This is a genomic window from Streptomyces sp. NPDC004051 (assembly GCF_053604275.1).
In genome coordinates, this window is sequence record NZ_JBSGHG010000021.1 from 16401 (window position 1) to 33152 (window position 16752).

The 16752-nt window shown below is 72.3% G+C and carries 12 protein-coding genes; 7 read left to right on the plus strand and 5 right to left on the minus strand.

The annotated features are described in order from the left end of the window. The first annotated feature begins 178 nt into the window (after nt 1–178). The 7 genes from ACWEQO_RS21380 (at nt 179) to ACWEQO_RS21410 (ending at nt 10203) form a co-directional block, all read left to right on the plus strand. Nucleotides 179–1447 (plus strand): nitrate/nitrite transporter, encoded by a 1269-nt coding sequence (locus tag ACWEQO_RS21380; protein ID WP_452984829.1) that lies wholly within the window; start codon nt 179–181, stop codon nt 1445–1447. A gap of 55 nt (nt 1448–1502) precedes the next feature. Next, the gene (locus tag ACWEQO_RS21385; RefSeq protein WP_452984830.1) at nt 1503–1991 is read left to right on the plus strand and encodes a hemerythrin domain-containing protein; all 489 of its coding nucleotides are present in this window, start codon (nt 1503–1505) and stop codon (nt 1989–1991) included. Between the two features lie 205 nt (nt 1992–2196). Further along, nucleotides 2197–5898: a nitrate reductase subunit alpha gene (locus ACWEQO_RS21390; protein ID WP_452984876.1), complete on the plus strand. Its 3702-nt coding sequence runs from the start codon at nt 2197–2199 to the stop codon at nt 5896–5898. Then, on the plus strand, nt 5898–7664 hold the full coding sequence (gene narH, locus ACWEQO_RS21395; protein ID WP_452984831.1) for a nitrate reductase subunit beta: 1767 nt from the start codon (nt 5898–5900) through the stop codon (nt 7662–7664). The genes ACWEQO_RS21390 and narH overlap by 1 nt, the downstream gene beginning before the upstream one ends. After that, nucleotides 7661–8353 (plus strand): nitrate reductase molybdenum cofactor assembly chaperone, encoded by a 693-nt coding sequence (gene narJ, locus ACWEQO_RS21400; protein WP_452984832.1) that lies wholly within the window; start codon nt 7661–7663, stop codon nt 8351–8353. Before narH ends, narJ begins: the two co-directional genes overlap by 4 nt. Further along, nucleotides 8350–9117, plus strand: coding sequence for a respiratory nitrate reductase subunit gamma (narI, locus tag ACWEQO_RS21405; RefSeq protein ID WP_361457062.1), 768 nt, complete (start codon nt 8350–8352; stop codon nt 9115–9117). The genes narJ and narI overlap by 4 nt, the downstream gene beginning before the upstream one ends. A 108-nt stretch (nt 9118–9225) precedes the next feature. Then, nucleotides 9226–10203 (plus strand): pyridoxal-phosphate dependent enzyme, encoded by a 978-nt coding sequence (locus tag ACWEQO_RS21410; protein ID WP_361457059.1) that lies wholly within the window; start codon nt 9226–9228, stop codon nt 10201–10203. A gap of 31 nt (nt 10204–10234) precedes the next feature. On the opposite strand, the gene ACWEQO_RS21415 is transcribed toward ACWEQO_RS21410, so the two are convergent. The 5 genes from ACWEQO_RS21415 to ACWEQO_RS21435 all read right to left on the minus strand — a co-directional run bounded on the left by ACWEQO_RS21415 (nt 10235) and on the right by ACWEQO_RS21435 (nt 16679). Beyond that, nucleotides 10235–10873: a LutC/YkgG family protein gene (locus ACWEQO_RS21415; protein ID WP_452984833.1), complete on the minus strand. Its 639-nt coding sequence runs from the start codon at nt 10871–10873 to the stop codon at nt 10235–10237. Continuing rightward, complete coding sequence (locus tag ACWEQO_RS21420; protein WP_361457053.1) at nt 10870–12366, minus strand: LutB/LldF family L-lactate oxidation iron-sulfur protein; 1497 nt, start codon at nt 12364–12366, stop codon at nt 10870–10872. The genes ACWEQO_RS21415 and ACWEQO_RS21420 overlap by 4 nt, the downstream gene beginning before the upstream one ends. After that, on the minus strand, nt 12363–13118 hold the full coding sequence (locus ACWEQO_RS21425; RefSeq protein WP_361457050.1) for a (Fe-S)-binding protein: 756 nt from the start codon (nt 13116–13118) through the stop codon (nt 12363–12365). The genes ACWEQO_RS21420 and ACWEQO_RS21425 overlap by 4 nt, the downstream gene beginning before the upstream one ends. A 73-nt stretch (nt 13119–13191) precedes the next feature. Further along, a complete protein-coding gene (locus ACWEQO_RS21430) occupies nt 13192–14643 on the minus strand; it encodes a rhamnulokinase (RefSeq protein ID WP_452984834.1) in 1452 nt (483 codons plus the stop codon). Further along, nucleotides 14640–16679, minus strand: a complete 2040-nt coding sequence (locus ACWEQO_RS21435; protein ID WP_452984835.1) for a bifunctional aldolase/short-chain dehydrogenase — start codon at nt 16677–16679, stop codon at nt 14640–14642. The genes ACWEQO_RS21430 and ACWEQO_RS21435 overlap by 4 nt, the downstream gene beginning before the upstream one ends. Between the last annotated feature and the right edge of the window lie 73 nt (nt 16680–16752).

Genomic DNA, 16752 nt, shown 5'->3' on the forward strand with positions numbered 1-16752 from the left:
GACCGGACCCCGCCCCGGGGACCGGTCCGCCCGGTGTCAGGGACCCATGGCCCCTGCGGAGGGAAGACCCCGGAACCGGACAGTGGTCACGGGGCTTCGGTCTGCGGGCAAGGGGCCCACGGTCTCCGCACGGTCCCGGTGCCGCGGCACCCACGGAAGAGGAAGGGACGGACACAGCATGGTCCAGTCGCCGAAGTCCAAGAACGGCAGCCCGCCGTCGGGCGCCGGGGTGCCCGGCCCGGCGTGGCTGATGCTGGCTCTGGCCACCATCGGCTTCGCCGTGAACTTCTGGGCGTGGGCACTGCTCAGCCCGCTCGGTCCACGCTTCCACGACACCCTGGACCTGACCTCGTTCGAACAGTCGCTGCTGGTCGCGGTCCCCGTCGTGGTCGGCTCCCTGGGCCGTATCCCGGTCGGTGCGCTGACCGACCGGTTCGGCGGGCGCCTGATGTTCCCGATCGTGTCGGCGGCCACGATCGTGCCGGTCCTCTACCTGGGCCTGGCCGGGCACTCCTCCCTCACCGCACTGCTCGTCGGCGGGTTCTTCCTCGGCATCGGCGGCACCGCCTTCGCCGTCGGCGTGCCCTTCGTCAACGCCTGGTTCCCGCCCGAGCGGCGCGGACTGGCCATCGGCGTCTTCGGCGCCGGCATGGGCGGCACCGCCATCAGCGCCCTGACCACGGTCTCCCTGGTCGACGCGAACGGCATGGAGACCCCGTTCCTGATCACCGCCGTGGTGCTGGCCGTGTACGCCCTGGTCGCCGCGCTGGTGCTGCGCGACGCACCGGGCCGCACCGTACCGAGCCTGCCGCTGGGCCGGCGGCTGGCCGCCACCATGAAGCTGGGCATCACCTGGCAGGCGTCCGCGCTCTACGCCGTCGCCTTCGGCGGCTACGTCGCCTTCTCCGTCTACCTGCCCACCTACCTCAGGACCGGCTACGACCTCACCCAGGCCGACGCCGCCAACCGCATGGCCGGATTCGTGCTGCTCGCGGTGGCGATGCGTCCCGTCGGCGGCTGGCTGTCCGACCGGCTGGACCCGGTCCGGGTCCTGGCCGGCTCACTGGCCGTGGTCGTGGCCGGCGCGCTCGCGCAGTCGTTCACCCCGGCGCTGGCGCCGGTGGGGACCATCGCTTTCCTCGCCATGGCGGCCGCGCTCGGCGCGGGCAGCGGGGCGACCTTCGCGCTGGTGGCGCGGCTGACCCCGGCCGACCAGGTCGGCTCGGTCACCGGTGTGGTCGGCGCCGCGGGCGGCCTGGGAGGGTTCCTGCCGCCGCTGGTGATGGGCACGCTGTACGGGGTGTACGGGTCGTACGCCTTCGGTCTGGTGCTGCTCGCGATGGTGTCCGCCGCAGCGCTGGCCTACACCCTCACCGGTGTCCGCGCCGCGGCCGAGAGGGCCGGGCGGGACACCGAGGACCGGCACCCCGCCGGGAGCACCGCGTAAGAAGAAGGAACGAAGAGGAAGCGAAGAGAAAGCGAAGAGGAAAGGAGAAGGTCCGGTGTGCGAGTACTGCGGCTGCCAGTCCCTGGCGTCGATCGACGAACTGACCCGTGAACACGACGAGGTCGTCCGCCTGATCAGTCACCTGCGCCCCGCCCACGAGGCCGGTGACGTGGTCCGGATGGCACAGGCGGCCCGGGAGATAGCGGCCGTGCTCGGCCCGCACACCCGGGTGGAGGAGGGCGGCCTGTTCCCCGCCATGGCCGAGGACTTCCCCGACCAGATCGCCGCACTGGAGGCGGAGCACCGGCAGGTCGACGCGGTGCTGGAACAGGCCGCCGACGGAGCCGTCCCGGGCGACCCGGCCTGGCCGGACCGGCTGATGGCGGCGATGGAGCTGCTGCGCGACCACATCCTCAAGGAGCAGGACGGCGTCTTCCCGGCCGCGCTCGCGGTGCTCAGCACCGAACAGTGGGCCGTGGTCGACGCGGTGCGTGAGGAGGTGGGCGGCACCCTGCCCCGCCCCGCTGCCGCCGCGGAGACGTAGAACGGGGCTCCCCGCACCCGGACAGCCGCACTCCACCCTTGTTGATCTTCATAAAAAAGCAGGATCTGTGGTGTGGTGTTGACCCTGGGGTGGGAAGCGGCCCTAGAGTCGAGAACGGCCGAAACCGATCACGATTCGAACGGGCCACCTGTGCCCGGAGCGGAGTGGCACGGTGAGCACGGAGATCAGCCCGGGACGGGCGGGCATGGACGGTGATCTGGCGGAGGCCCTGGTGCGCAGCCGCCGGTTCTTCACCCGGGCGGAGGTCTCCGAAGACCTGCGCACCCTGCACCGGAGCGGCGGACGCCAGGCGGACGAGTTCTACCGGGACCGCTGGTCGCACGACAAGGTGGTGCGCTCCACCCACGGGGTGAACTGCACCGGCTCGTGCTCGTGGAAGGTGTACGTCAAGGACGGCATCATCACCTGGGAGGCCCAGCAGACCGACTATCCGTCGGTGGGTCCCGACCGCCCCGAGTACGAACCGCGCGGCTGCCCCCGGGGAGCCGCCTTCTCCTGGTACACCTACTCGCCGACCCGGGTGCGCTACCCGTACGTGCGGGGCGTGCTGCTGGAGATGTACCGGGAGGCCAAGGCCCGCCTCGGCGATCCGGTGGCGGCCTGGGCCGACATCGTCTCCGACCCCGAGCGCTCCCGCCGCTACAAGCGGGCACGCGGCAAGGGCGGCCTGGTGCGGGCCGGCTGGGCGGAGGCGGCGGAGATGGTGGCCGCCGCGCACGTGCACACCATCAAGGAGCACGGACCGGACCGGTTGGCCGGGTTCTCGCCGATCCCGGCCATGTCGATGGTCTCGCACGCGGCCGGCGCACGCTTCTACTCCCTGCTCGGCGGCGCGATGCTGTCGTTCTACGACTGGTATGCGGACCTGCCGGTGGCCTCGCCGCAGGTCTTCGGCGACCAGACCGACGTACCGGAGTCGGGGGACTGGTGGGACGCCGGATACCTGATCATGTGGGGCTCCAACCTGCCGGTGACCCGCACCCCGGACGCGCACTGGATGGCCGAGGCCCGCTACCGGGGCCAGAAGGTGGTCGCGGTCTCCCCGGACTACGCCGACAACGTGAAGTTCGCCGACGAGTGGCTGCCGGCCCAGCCGGGCACCGACGGCGCCATGGCCATGGCCATGGGCCATGTGATCCTCAAGGAGTTCTTCGTCGACCGGAGTACGGAGTACTTCACCCAGTACGTCAAGCGGTACACCGACCTGCCCTTCCTGGTCACCCTCGACGAGGCCGGAACCGGAACCGGCACCGAGACCGGTGCCTACCTCCCGGGCAAGTTCCTGACCGCCGCCGACCTCGGTGGTGAGGCCGCCGAGGCCGAGCACGCGGAGTTCCGCACCGTGCTGCTGGACGCGGCCACCGGGGAGCCGGTGGTGCCGAACGGCACGCTCGGCGACCGCTTCGGCGAGTCCGGGGCCGGGAAATGGAACCTCGACCTGGGCGACACCGACCCGTCGCTGTCCGCCGACGGCACCCTTGAGGCGCCGGTCACCGTCCTGCTGCCACGCTTCGACGCCCCGGACGGCTCGGCGGGCCGGCTGCGGCGCGGGGTGCCGGTGCGCCGGATCGCCGGCCGGCTGGTGACCACGGTCTACGACCTGCTGCTGGCCCAGTACGGAGTGGCCCGGGAGGGACTGCCCGGCAGGTGGCCCACCTCGTACGAGGACGCGGAGGAGCCGTACACACCGGCCTGGCAGGCCGCGATCACCGGGGTGGACGCGGGCCGGGTGGCCCGCATCGCCCGGGAGTTCGCCGCCAACGCCGAGGAGTCCCGCGGCCGTTCGATGATCATCATGGGGGCGGGGACCAACCACTGGTTCCACTCCGACACCATCTACCGGTCCTTTTTGACCCTGACCACGCTGACCGGCTGCCAGGGCGTCAACGGCGGCGGCTGGGCCCACTACGTCGGCCAGGAGAAGGTCCGCCCGATCACCGGCTACTCGGCGGTCGCCACCGCCGCCGACTGGAACCGGCCGGCCCGGCTGATGATCCAGACCGCCTACTGGTACCTGCACGCCGACCAGTTCCGCTACGACCCGTTCTCCGCGGACACCCTCGCGGCGGCCGGTCCGGGCGGGGCCGGTCCGTTCGCCGGGAAGACCACGGCGGACGTCATCGCGCAGTCGGCACGGATGGGCTGGATGCCGTCGTATCCGACCTTCGACCGCAACCCGCTCGACCTGGCGGACGACGCCGCGGCCGCGGGCCGCCCGGTCGCCGACCACGTGGTGGACGAACTCAAGGCGGGGCGGCTGAGGTTCGCCGGCGAGGACCCGGACGCCCCGGAGAACTTCCCGCGGGTGCTGACCGTCTGGCGGGCGAACCTGCTGGGCTCCTCCGCCAAGGGCAACGAGTACTTCCTCAAGCACCTGCTGGGAACCGACGCCTCCGTGCGGGCCACCGAAGCCCCGCCCGGGGCCCGCCCGCGGGACGTGGTGTGGCGGGAGGAGGCCCCGGAGGGGAAACTCGACCTGCTGCTGACCCTGGACTTCCGGATGACCAGCACCACGGTCTTCTCCGACGTCGTCCTGCCGGCCGCCACCTGGTACGAGAAGTACGACCTGTCCAGCACGGACATGCACCCCTTCGTGCACGCCTTCAACCCGGCCATCGCCCCGCCGTGGCAGACCCGCAGCGACTGGGACGCCTTCCACACCATCGCCAAGGAGTTCAGCCGGCAGGCGGCCGGCCACCTGGGCGTGCGCACCGACGTCGTCGCGGCGCCGCTGCTGCACGACACCCCGGACGAGATGGCGAACCCGCGCGGCCGGGTCCGCGACTGGAAGGCGGGGGAGTGCGAACCGGTCCCGGGCCGGACCATGCCGAAACTCGTCACCGTCGAACGCGACTACGCGGCCGTCGCCGACAAGATGGCCGCGCTCGGACCGCTGCTCGACACCCTCGGCGCCACCACCAAGGGCATCACCTTCAAGGTCGACCGCGAACTGGAGTACCTGCGGCACAAGAACGGCACCGTGCGCGGCGGCACGGCCGACGGCCGGCCGTCGCTCGCGCGGGACACCCACGCCTGCGAGGCGATCCTCGCCCTGTCCGGCACCACCAACGGCCACCTCGCCACCCAGGGCTTCCACAGTCTGGAGGCGCGCACCGGCACCCGGCTCGCGGACCTGGCGGCCGAACACGAGGGCAAGCGGATCACCTTCGCCGACACCCAGGCCGCGCCGGTCCCGGTCATCACCTCGCCGGAGTGGTCCGGTTCGGAGACCGGCGGGCGCCGCTACTCGCCGTTCACCGTCAACGTCGAGCGCCTCAAGCCCTGGCACACCCTCACCGGCCGGCAGCACTTCTACCTCGACCACGACTGGATGTCCGCACTCGGTGAGGAACTCCCCGTCTACCGGCCGCCGTTGAACATGGACGCCCTGTTCGGCGAGCCGCCCCTCGGGGACGTCGGCGAACTGGGCGTGACCGTGCGCTACCTGACCCCGCACAACAAGTGGTCCATCCACTCCGAGTACCAGGACAACCTGTTCATGCTCTCCCTCTCCCGGGGCGGCCCGACGATCTGGATGAGCAAGGAGGACGCCGCGAAGATCGGCGTGCACGACAACGACTGGGTCGAGGCCGTCAACCGCAACGGTGTGGTCGCCGCCCGCGCGGTCGTCTCGCACCGCATGCCGGAGGGCACCGTCTACATGCACCACGCCCAGGACCGGCTCATCGACGTGCCCCGCACCGAGACCACCGGCCGGCGCGGCGGCATCCACAACTCCCTGACCCGGCTGCTGATCAAGCCCAGCCACCTCATCGGCGGCTACGCCCAGCTGTCGTACGCCTTCAACTACCTCGGCCCCACCGGCAACCAGCGCGACGAGGTCACCGTCGTCCGCCGTCGCTCGAACCAGGAGGTGACGTACTGATGGCCGTCGGCGAGGCATCCGCCGGGCCCGCCCCCATCGGGCGGGTGATGGCGCAGATGGCGATGGTGATGAACCTCGACAAGTGCATCGGCTGCCACACCTGCTCGGTCACCTGCAAGCAGGCGTGGACCAACCGCTCCGGCGTCGAGTACGTCTGGTTCAACAACGTCGAGACCCGTCCCGGCCAGGGTTACCCCCGCCGCTACGAGGACCAGGACACCTGGCAGGGCGGCTGGGAGCTCAACAAGCGCGGCAGGCTGGGGCTGAAGGCGGGCGGCCGGTTCAAGAAGCTGATCCAGATCTTCTCGAACCCCAAACTGCCCTCCCTGGACGACTACTACGAACCCTGGACGTACGACTACGAGACGCTCACCAACGCCCCGCTCCAGGAACACACCCCCGTCGCCCGCCCCAAGTCCCTGATCACCGGCAAGGACATGAAGATCGCCTGGTCCGCGAACTGGGACGACGACCTCGGCGGCTCGCCCGACCACGGCGACCAGGACGTCCTGCTGAACCAGGTCTCCGAGAAGATCAAGTTCGAGTTCGAGCAGACCTTCATGTTCTACCTGCCGCGCATCTGCGAGCACTGCCTCAACCCGTCCTGTGCGGCCTCCTGCCCCTCCGGAGCGATCTACAAGCGGGAGGAGGACGGCATCGTCCTGGTCGACCAGGACAAGTGCCGGGGCTGGCGGATGTGCGTCACCGGATGCCCGTACAAGAAGGTGTACTTCAACCACCGCACCGGCAAGGCCGAGAAGTGCACCTTCTGCTTCCCGCGCATCGAGGTCGGACTGCCCACCGTCTGCTCCGAGACCTGCGTCGGCCGGCTGCGCTACATCGGCCTCGTCCTCTACGACGCCGACCGGGTCCTGGAAGCCGCCTCCACCCCCGACGACACCGGCCTGTACGAGGCGCAGCGGCAGGTCTTCCTCGACCCGGACGACCCCCGGGTCGTCGCCGCGGCCGAACGGGCCGGCATCCCGCGGGACTGGATCGAGGCCGCGCAGCGCTCCCCGATCCACTCCCTGATCAACACCTACAAGGTGGCCCTGCCGCTGCACCCGGAGTACCGGACCATGCCCATGGTCTGGTACATCCCGCCCCTGTCCCCGGTGGTCGACGCCGTCCGGGACACCGGACGCGACGCCGAGGACCACCGGAACCTCTTCGCCGCCGTCGACGCCCTGCGCATCCCCGTCGACTACCTCGCCCAGCTGTTCACCGCGGGCGATCCGGCCCCCGTCGACGCGGTCCTGCACCGCCTGGCCGCCATGCGCGCCTACCTGCGCGACATCAACCTGGGCCGCGAACCGGACGACGCGATCCCCGAGGCGGTCGGCATGACCGGCGAGCAGGTCTACGACATGTACCGGCTGCTGGCCCTGGCGAAGTACGACGAGCGGTACGTCATCCCGCCCGCCCACGCCGAACAGGCCCACCGGCTCGAGGAACTGGCCACCGAGTGCAGCCTCGACTACGAGGGCGGCCCCGGCATGGGAGGCTCCGGTCCCTTCGGCGAGACCTCCGGCGGCGCCGCCCCCATCGCCGTGGAGAACTTCCAGGCCCTGCGCCACCGCCAGACCTCCGACACCCCGGCCGCCCCCACCGGAAAAGCCACCCGGGTGAACCTCCTCAACTGGGACGGCAAGGGCTCCCCACCCGGCCTGTTCCCGGACACACCGTCCCGGGGCGACGGCGACGGCGACGGGGGCGGAGACGGCCCGGGCACGAACGGCGACGGAAAGGCGGAGCCGACACCATGAAGCGGAAGTCCCCGAAGCCCGCCGGGCTCCCGAAGAGCACCCGGGCGTCCCGCACCCGGCCCTGGCACCCCTCCGCCTGGCAGGTCCAGTCCCTGCTGCTCGCCTACCCCGACGACGGGTTCGGCGACCACCTGGCCCTGGCCCGCCGGGTCGCCGAGGCCCTCCCCGACCCGGCCGTGGCCCGCCCCCTGCTCCGCTTCGCCGCACACGCGGAGCGGACCGCCCCCGCCGACCTGGCCGCCGCCTACGTCGCCACCTTCGACCACCGCAAACGCTGCTGCCCGTACCTGACGTACTACGCGCACGGCGACACCCGCAAGCGCGGCATGGGCCTGCTGAGGCTGAAACAGACCTACGCCGCGGCCGGCTGGCGGCTCGCCGACGACGAACTGCCCGACCACCTCGCCGTCGTCCTCGAGTTCGCCGCCGCCGACCCCGCCGCGGGAGCACGCCTGCTCACCGAACACCGGGCCGGCCTCGAACTGCTGCGGCTGGCCCTGAACGACGACGAATCGCCCTGGGCGCACGTCCTGGACTCCGTCTCCGCCACGCTGCCCGCCCTCGCCGGCGACGACCGCGAAGCCGTCCTGCGGCTCGCCGCCCAGGGGCCGCCCGAGGAACAGGTCGGACTCGATCCGTACGCGTCCCCCGTGTTCCTGCCCGACCCCGTCGTAGGAGGTCCCCGATGACCGCGTCCGCGCAGCCCGCCACCCTGGCGGCGGAGGCAGGCACCGGCGGCGTCCTGCTCTGGGTCGCCCTGCCCTACGTCTGCCTCGCGGTGTTCGTCCTCGGCCACATCTGGCGCTACCGCTACGACAAGTTCGGCTGGACCACCCGCTCCTCCCAGCTGTACGAGCGGCGGCTGCTGCGCATCGGCAGCCCGCTGTTCCACTTCGGCATCCTCGTCGTGCTGATCGGCCACATCGTCGGCCTGATCGTCCCCAAGAGCTGGACCGAGGCCGTCGGGGTGAGCGAGGACGTGTACCACGTCGGCGCGGTCGTCCTCGGCACCGTCGCCGGCGTCGCCACCCTCGGCGGGATCGCCGTCCTGATCTACCGGCGGCGCACCGTCGGCCCGGTCTTCTCCGCCACCACCCGCAACGACAAGGCGATGTACCTCTCCCTCACGGCGACCATCGTGCTGGGCCTGGCCGCCACCGTGGCCGCGAACATCGCCGGCGGCGGCTACGACTACCGCGAGACCATCTCCCCCTGGTTCCGCTCCCTCTTCTACCTCCAGCCCGAGCCGGCCCTGATGACCGGCGCCCCGGTGCTGTTCCAGCTCCACGCCCTCAGCGCCCTGCTGCTCTTCGCGGCCTGGCCCTTCACCCGCCTCGTCCACATGCTCACCGCCCCCCTCGGGTACCTGACCCGCCCCTACATCGTCTACCGCAGCCGCGACACCGCCCTCGGCACCCGCACCCCGCCCCGGGGCTGGGAACGCACCGGGTAGGCACGGACAGCGCACGCGCTGCCGTGTCGTCACCGTCCGGCCGTTCGGAGTCCGCCGTGTCCTGGCCGCGCCCTTTCGGCCGACGGTGACGGGACATACAGTCACCGCATGACGACCACCACCCCGCTGATCACCCTCGACGACGTCCGTGCCGCCGCCGAACAGCTGGAGGGCGTCGCCCACCGCACGCCGGTCCTGCGCTCCCGCACCCTGGACGCGCTCGTCGGCGCCGAGGTCCACCTCAAGTGCGAGAACTTCCAGCGGGTGGGCGCCTTCAAGTTCCGCGGCGCCTACCACGCGGCCTCCCGCCTCACCCCCGAGCAGCTGTCCCGGGGCATCGCCGCCTACTCCTCGGGCAACCACGCCCAGGCCGTCGCCCTGGCGGCCCGGGAACTCGGCACCACCGCCGTCATCGTCATGCCCGAGGACGCCCCGCCCTCGAAGCGGGCGGCCACCGAGGCGTACGGCGCCCGGATCGTCACGTACGACCGGTACACCGGCGACCGGGTCGCCGTCGCCGAGGCCCTGGCCGCGGAGCACGGCCTGGCGCTCGTCCCGCCCTACGACCACCCGCACGTCATCGCGGGACAGGGCACGGCCGCGCTCGAACTCCTCGAAGAGGCAGGAGAGCTGGACGTACTGCTCGCGCCGGTCGGCGGTGGTGGGCTGATCGCCGGAAGCGCCACCGCGGCCAAGGGCCTGTACCCCCGAACGCGGGTGATCGGCGTGGAGCCGGAGGCGGGGGACGACACCAAGCGGTCCCTGGAGGCGGGGCACCGCGTGAGCATCCCGGTCCCGCGCACCATCGCCGACGGACAGGCACTGCACACACCGGGCGAACTGACGTTCTCCGTCAACCGGCGGCTCCTCGACGGGATCGTCCTCGTCGGCGACGACGAGATCAGGGACGCCATGCGGTTCGCCTTCGAGCGCCTGAAGATCGTCCTCGAGCCGAGCGGCGCCACCCCGCTGGCCGCACTGCTCACCGGCCGCACGGGCCCCCTCCCGCACCGGGTCGGCCTGATCCTCTCCGGCGGCAACGTCGACGCGGCGCGCTTCGCCCGGCTCTGCGGACCCCACGACTGACCCCCGTCGCCCGCGACGCGCCGCACCGGTCTCAGCCGACCAGGACGACCTCCAGGGTGCGGGGGCCGTGGACGCCCTCCACCCGGTCGAGTTCGATGTCGCTGGTCGCCGACGGGCCGGAGATCCAGGTGAGCGGGCGGGCCGGGTCGAGGCGTTCGAGGGCGTACGGGACGGAGGGGACGACCTGGGCGGCGCGGACGACGCAGATGTGGTGGTCGGGGACGAGGGTGATGCGGCGGCGGCCCTGGTCGGGCGAGCCGTCCAGCACGATCGTGCCGGTCTCGGCGACGGCGACCGCGCAGGCGGTGACCACGCTGTCGACCCGGTCCAGCTCGTGCGGGGTGCTCTCCGCCCGGTCCGCGACCCGCGTCACGCCGGTCCGCGCGAGCCAGGCCTCGTCCAGCCCCGGCGGGACGAGCACCGAGGAGGCGCCGCGCGCGGACAGAAGTCCGGCGACGGTCCCGGCCAGACCGGCGGCGTCGGTGCGGTGCACGAGCGCCCGGTAGTCGGCCAGGTTCTCGGCGAGGAGGTCCAGCGTCTCCGCGGCGCTCAGCCGCCCGTGCTCGCGCAGATACCGCCGGGCGACCGCCCGCTCGTACGGGGTGTCGTCCCTCGGCACGTCCGCGAGGGCGCGTCGCACCCGGCCCAGGATCCGTTCCCTGCTGCTCATTCGGCCGCTCCCTTCACGTCGTTCCCGCCCCGCGTACGCCGCCACCAGTCCCGGAACGGCTCGGCGGGGACCGGTGGGAGGTCCCGGGTCCCGCTCCACGCCCGGCCGGGGCCCGGCAGGGTGCGCGGGTGGAGACGGCGGGTGCGGGAGGCGAGGCGCTGACCGGCGCGCAGCACACCCGGATAGGTGAACGCCCAGCGCGCCGCGCGCATCGCCGCACGCTCGGCGGCGTGCCCCTTCGCGGGCCTGAGCACCACCTTGTTGCCGCCCCGGACGACCTCTCCGCCCTCCACGACCCGTTCCCGCAGGTGCACCAGCACCTCGGGGATGTCGATGGCGACCGGGCACACCTCGTAGCAGGCCCCGCACAGCGACGAGGCGTACGGCAGGGACGCGTCGATCTCGCTCGCCGTGCCCCGCAGCTGGGGGCTGAGGATGGCGCCGATCGGGCCCGGATAGACGGAGCCGTAGGCGTGGCCGCCGGCCCGCTCGTAGACCGGGCAGACGTTGAGGCAGGCCGAGCAGCGGATGCAGCGCAGGGCCTGGCGGCCCACCTCGTCGGCGAGGGTGTCGGTGCGGCCGTTGTCCAGCAGCACGAGGTGGAAGGCGCGCGGGCCGTCCGCGTCGGTGGTGCCGGTCCAGGTGGACGTGTACGGGTTCATCCGCTCGGCGGTGGAGGAGCGGGGCAGCGTCTGCAGGAACACCTCCAGGTCCCGCCAGGTCGGCACGATCTTCTCGATGCCGACGACCGAGATCAGCGTCTCGGGCAGGGTCAGGCACATCCGCCCGTTGCCCTCGGACTCCACCACCACCAGCGTGCCGGTCTCGGCGACCATGAAGTTGGCGCCGGAGACGCCGACCTTGGCGCGCAGGAACTTCTCCCGCAGGTGCAGCCGCGCGGCCTCCGCGAGTTCGGCGGGCGTGTCCGTCAGGCCCTCGGGCGCGGGACGGCCCCACGCACCCATCTCGGAGCGGAAGACGTCCCGGATCTCACCGCGGTTGCGATGGATCGCCGGGACGAGGATGTGCGAGGGCCGGTCCCTGCCCAACTGCACGATCAGCTCGGCCAGATCGGTCTCGTAGGCGTGGACGCCCGCTGCCTCGAGGGCCTCGTTGAGCTCGATCTCCTGGGTGGCCATCGACTTGACCTTGACGACCTCCGACTCGCCCGTCCCCTTGACGAGTCCGGTCACGATCCGGTTGGCCTCGTCCGCGTCGGCGGCCCAGTGGACGGTGCCGCCCGCGGCGGTCACCGACTCCTCCAGCTGCACCAGGTAGTGGTCGAGGTGCCGGAGGGTGTGGTCCTTGATCTGCTTGCCGGCCTCCCGCAGCTCCGCCCAGTCGGACACCTCCGCGACGGCCTTGGCCCGCTTGGCGCGGATGGTGTGCGTGGCGTGCCGGAGATTGCCGCGCAGGGTGGTGTCGCGCACGGCCTCCCGGGCGGCGCTCGGAAACGCGGGAAAGCCGGGCATCCCGACGAACGTCCCACTCATACGGCCGGTTCCTCCTCCGTGCTCGCCAGGATCTCCGCGAGGTGCACCGGCCGCACACCGGTGCGCAGCCTGGTCATCGTCCCCCCGATGTGCATCAGACAGGAGTTGTCCGCCGCGCACAGCACCTCGGCGCCAGTCGACTCGGCGTTGCGCACCTTGTCGGCGCCCATCGCCGCGGACACGTCGGGGTTCTTCAGCGCGAACGTGCCGCCGAAGCCGCAGCACTCCTCCGCTCCCGGCAGCTCGACCAGCTCCAGCCCCCGCACGGCCTCCAGGAGGCGCCGGGGCCGCTCGCCGAGCCCCAGGGAGCGCAGCCCGTGGCAGGTGGGGTGGTAGGTCACCGTGTGCGGGTAGTACGCGCCGACATCCGTCACCCCCAGCACGTCCACCAGGAACTCCGTGAGTTCGTACGTCTTGGGCACCACGGGCGCCAGCGTGGCCGCAAGGGCGTCCCCGCGCCCCTGGGCACGGGCCCGCTCGCCCATCCGCGGATACAGCTCCCGCACCATCGCCCCGCACGACCCGGACGGCGTCACGATCGCCTCGTGGTCCCGGAAGACGTCGGCGAAGTGCTCGGCGAGGGGTTCCGCCTGGCGCCGGTACCCGGTGTTGTAGTGCGCCTGACCGCAACAGGTCTGCGCCGTCGGGAAGTCGACCTCGACACCCAGCCTGGTCAGCAGCTTCACGACGGCGCGCCCGGTGTCCGGATACAGCGTGTCGTTGACGCAGGTCAGGAACAGGGCGACACGCATCGCGGCTCCTTGTGGATCGATCGTCGGGTGGGTGCAGGGTAGTGCGCGGGCACCGCGCGGGGGAGACCTCCGGTCAGTCCCGGGCGAGCCGGGCCCGAGCGGCCTCCCACCGCCGGGTTCCGCCACGCGGTTCGTACCGCGTCAGCGACTGGGTACGGGTGAGCAGGCGCCGCATCCCGGCCAGGTCGCCGGCCCGCCCGCGCGCACCGGCCTGGACGAGGACGTTGCCCAGCGCGGCCGCCTCGGCCGGGCCGGCCACCACCGGCAGCCCGCAGGCGTCGGCGGTCAGCTGGCACAGCAGGGCGTTGCGGGTGCCGCCGCCCACGATGTGCACGACGTCGACCGACCGCCCCGCGAGCCGCTGGGCGTCCTCGACCGCGCCGCGGTGCGCGAGGGCGAGCGAGTCGAGGATGCAGCGGGTGACCTCGGCGGGGGAGCCGGGCACCGGCTGCCCCGAGACACGGCAGGCCTCGGCGATCCGCTCCGGCATCCGCCCCGGCGCCAGGAACGCCGCGTCCCCGGCGTCCACCACGGACCGCAGCGCCGGCACCTTCGCCGCCTCCAGGAGCAGTGCCCCCAGATCCGGGTCGCCCCAGGCCCGTACGCACTCCTGGAGCAGCCACAGACCCATGATGTTGCGCAGGTACCGGACGGTGCCGTCCAGCCCCAGCTCGTTGGTGAAGTTGGCGGCGCGGCTCTCCTCGGTCAGGACCGGGGCGTCCAGTTCGAGACCGGCCAGCGACCAGGTGCCCGTGCAGATGTAGGCGAACCGTTCACCGGCGGCGGGCACGGCGGCCACCGCGGAGGCGGTGTCGTGCGAGCCGACCGCCGTCACCGGGACGGGCCCGGCCAGCCCGGTCTCCTCCAGTACCTCGGGGCGCAACTCTCCCGCCGGATCGCCGGGTCGGCGCAGCGGTGCGAACAGGGAGAGATCGATGCCCAGCCGCTCCGCGACCGGGCGGGACCAGTCGCGGGTGCGCGGGTCGATCAGCTGCGTGGTCGAGGCGTTGGTCAGCTCCGTGCCCTGCTCACCGGTGAGCCAGTACGTCAGCAGGTCCGGGATCAGCAACAGCCTTCGGGCCTGTGCCAGTTGGGCGGTGCCGCGGGCCGCCGCCAGCTGGTACAGGGTGTTGAACGGCGCGTACTGCAGACCGGTCGCCGCGTACAGCTCCTCGGCGGGCACGCTCGCCCACACCTTCTCGGCGACCCCCTCCGTACGGGGGTCGCGGTAGTGCACCGGGTTGCCCAGCAGCGCCCCGTCCGCGTCGAGCAGGCCGTAGTCCACGGCCCAGCTGTCGATGCCGACGGACACCGGTTCCTCGCCCACCGCCCGCAGCCCGTCCAGCACCCCGGCGTACAGCCCGAGGACGTCCCAGCGCAGCCCCTCGGGCACGCGCACGGGCCGGTTGGGGAAGCGGTGGACCTCGGTCAGCTCCAGGCTGTCGGGGCCGACCCGGCCGACCATGACACGCCCGCTGGACGCACCGAGGTCGACCGCGGCGTACGGCCGCACGGCGGCGCTCATCGAAGGAACGCGGCGGCGACGCCGGCGTCGACCGGGACGTGCAGTCCGGTGGTGTGGGTCAGATCGCCGCCGGTCAGCGCGAACACGGCGTTCGCCACGTGCTCGGGCAGCACCTCCCGCTTCAACAGCGTGCGCTGTGCGTAGAACTCGCCCAGCTTCTCCTCCGGCACCCCGTACACGGCCGCGCGCCGGGCGCCCCAGCCGCCCGCGAAGATCCCGGAACCGCGCACCACACCGTCCGGGTTGACACCGTTGACCCGGATCCCGTGCTCGCCCAACTCGGCTGCCAGCAGCCGCACCTGATGGGCCTGGTCGGCCTTGGTCGCGGAGTAGGCGATGTTGTTGGGACCGGCGAACACCGCGTTCTTCGACGCGATGTACACGATGTCCCCGCCCAGCCCCTGCGCGATCATCACGCGGGCCGCCTCGCGGGAGACGAGGAAGGAACCGCGGGCCATGATGTCGTGCTGGAGGTCCCAGTCCTTCGCGGACGTCTCCAGCAGCGGCTTGGAGATCGAGATCCCGGCGTTGTTCACCACCAGGTCGACCCCGCCGAAGGCGAGGACGGCGGCCCTGAAGGCGGCGGCGATCTGCTCCTCGTCGGTCACGTCGACGGTCACGGCGACGGCCTTGTCGGATCCGCCCAGCTCCTCGGCCACCGCGGCCGCGTTGTCCCCGTTCAGGTCCGCCACGACGACACAGGCGCCCTCGGCGGCCAGCCGCCGCGCGATCGCCTTCCCGATGCCGCTGCCGGCGCCGGTCACCAGCGCCACCCGGGTGGCGAGCGGTTTCGGCTTCGGCATCCGCCGCAACTTGGCCTCCTCCAGGGCCCAGTACTCGATCCGGAACTTCTCCGACTCCTCGATCGGCGCGTAGGTGGAGACCGCCTCGGCGCCGCGCATCACGTTGATCGCGTTGACGTAGAACTCGCCGGCCACGCGAGCGGTCTGCTTGTCCTTGCCGAAGCTGAACATGCCAACGCCGGGAACCAGCACGATCGCCGGGTCGGCCCCGCGCATGGCGGGGGAGTCGGGCAGGGCGTGGCGCTCGTAGTAGGCGGCGTACTCCGTGCGGTAGGCGGTGTGCAGCTCCGTCAGCCGGGCCACGGCCTCGTCCAGGGGGGCCGCCGGCGGCAGATCGAGGACGAGCGGCCGGACCTTGGTACGCAGGAAGTGGTCGGGGCAGGAGGTACCCAGCGCGGCCAGCCGCGGGTGCTCGGCACGGGCCAGGAAGTCCAGTACGGCCTCGGAGTCGTCGAAGTGCCCGACCTGGGCCCGGTCCTGTGAGGCGACGGCCCGCACGTACGGTGCCAGTGCGGCGGCCCGCTCCCGCCGCTCACCCTCGGGCAGGGCCTGGTACCCCTCGATCACCGGCCCGAACGGCTCCGGCCGGCCGCGCTCGGCGAGGAACCTCTCGGCGGTGCGGATGATGTGCAGCGAGTTGCGCTCGCACTCCTCGGAGGTGTCGCCCCACGCGGTGATCCCGTGTCCGCCGAGCACGCATCCGACGGCCTGCGGGTTGGCCTCCTTCACGGCGGCGATGTCCAGACCGAGCTGGAAACCGGGCCGCCGCCACGGCACCCACACGACGGTGTCGCCGAAGCACTCGGCGGTCAGCTTCTCCCCGTCGGCGGCGCAGGCGAGCGCGATCCCGGAGTCGGGGTGGAGGTGGTCCACGTGGGCGGCGTCGACGAGTCCGTGCATCGCGGTGTCGATGGAGGGAGCCGCACCGCCCTTGCCGTGCAGGCAGTAGTCGAACGCGGCGACCATCTCGTCCTCGCGCTCGACCCCGGGGTAGACGTCGGTGAGCGCCCGCAGCCGGTCCAGCCGCAGCACGGCCAGCCCCTGTGCGGTCAGCGTCCCGAGATCCCCGCCGGACCCCTTGACCCACATCAGCTCCACATCACCCCCGGTGACGGGATCGGTCTCGACGCCCTTGGCGGAGGTGTTCCCGCCGGCGTAGTTGGTGTTCCGCGGATCGGCGCCGAGCCGATGCGAACGGGCGAGGAGGGCGGCGGCTTCGTTGTCGGTTGCCATAAGCGATCAGTCCTTGTGGAGAGTGGAGGAGTGAAGTGCCCCCAAAGGGGCGCGGGGAACTGCGCGACCAGCC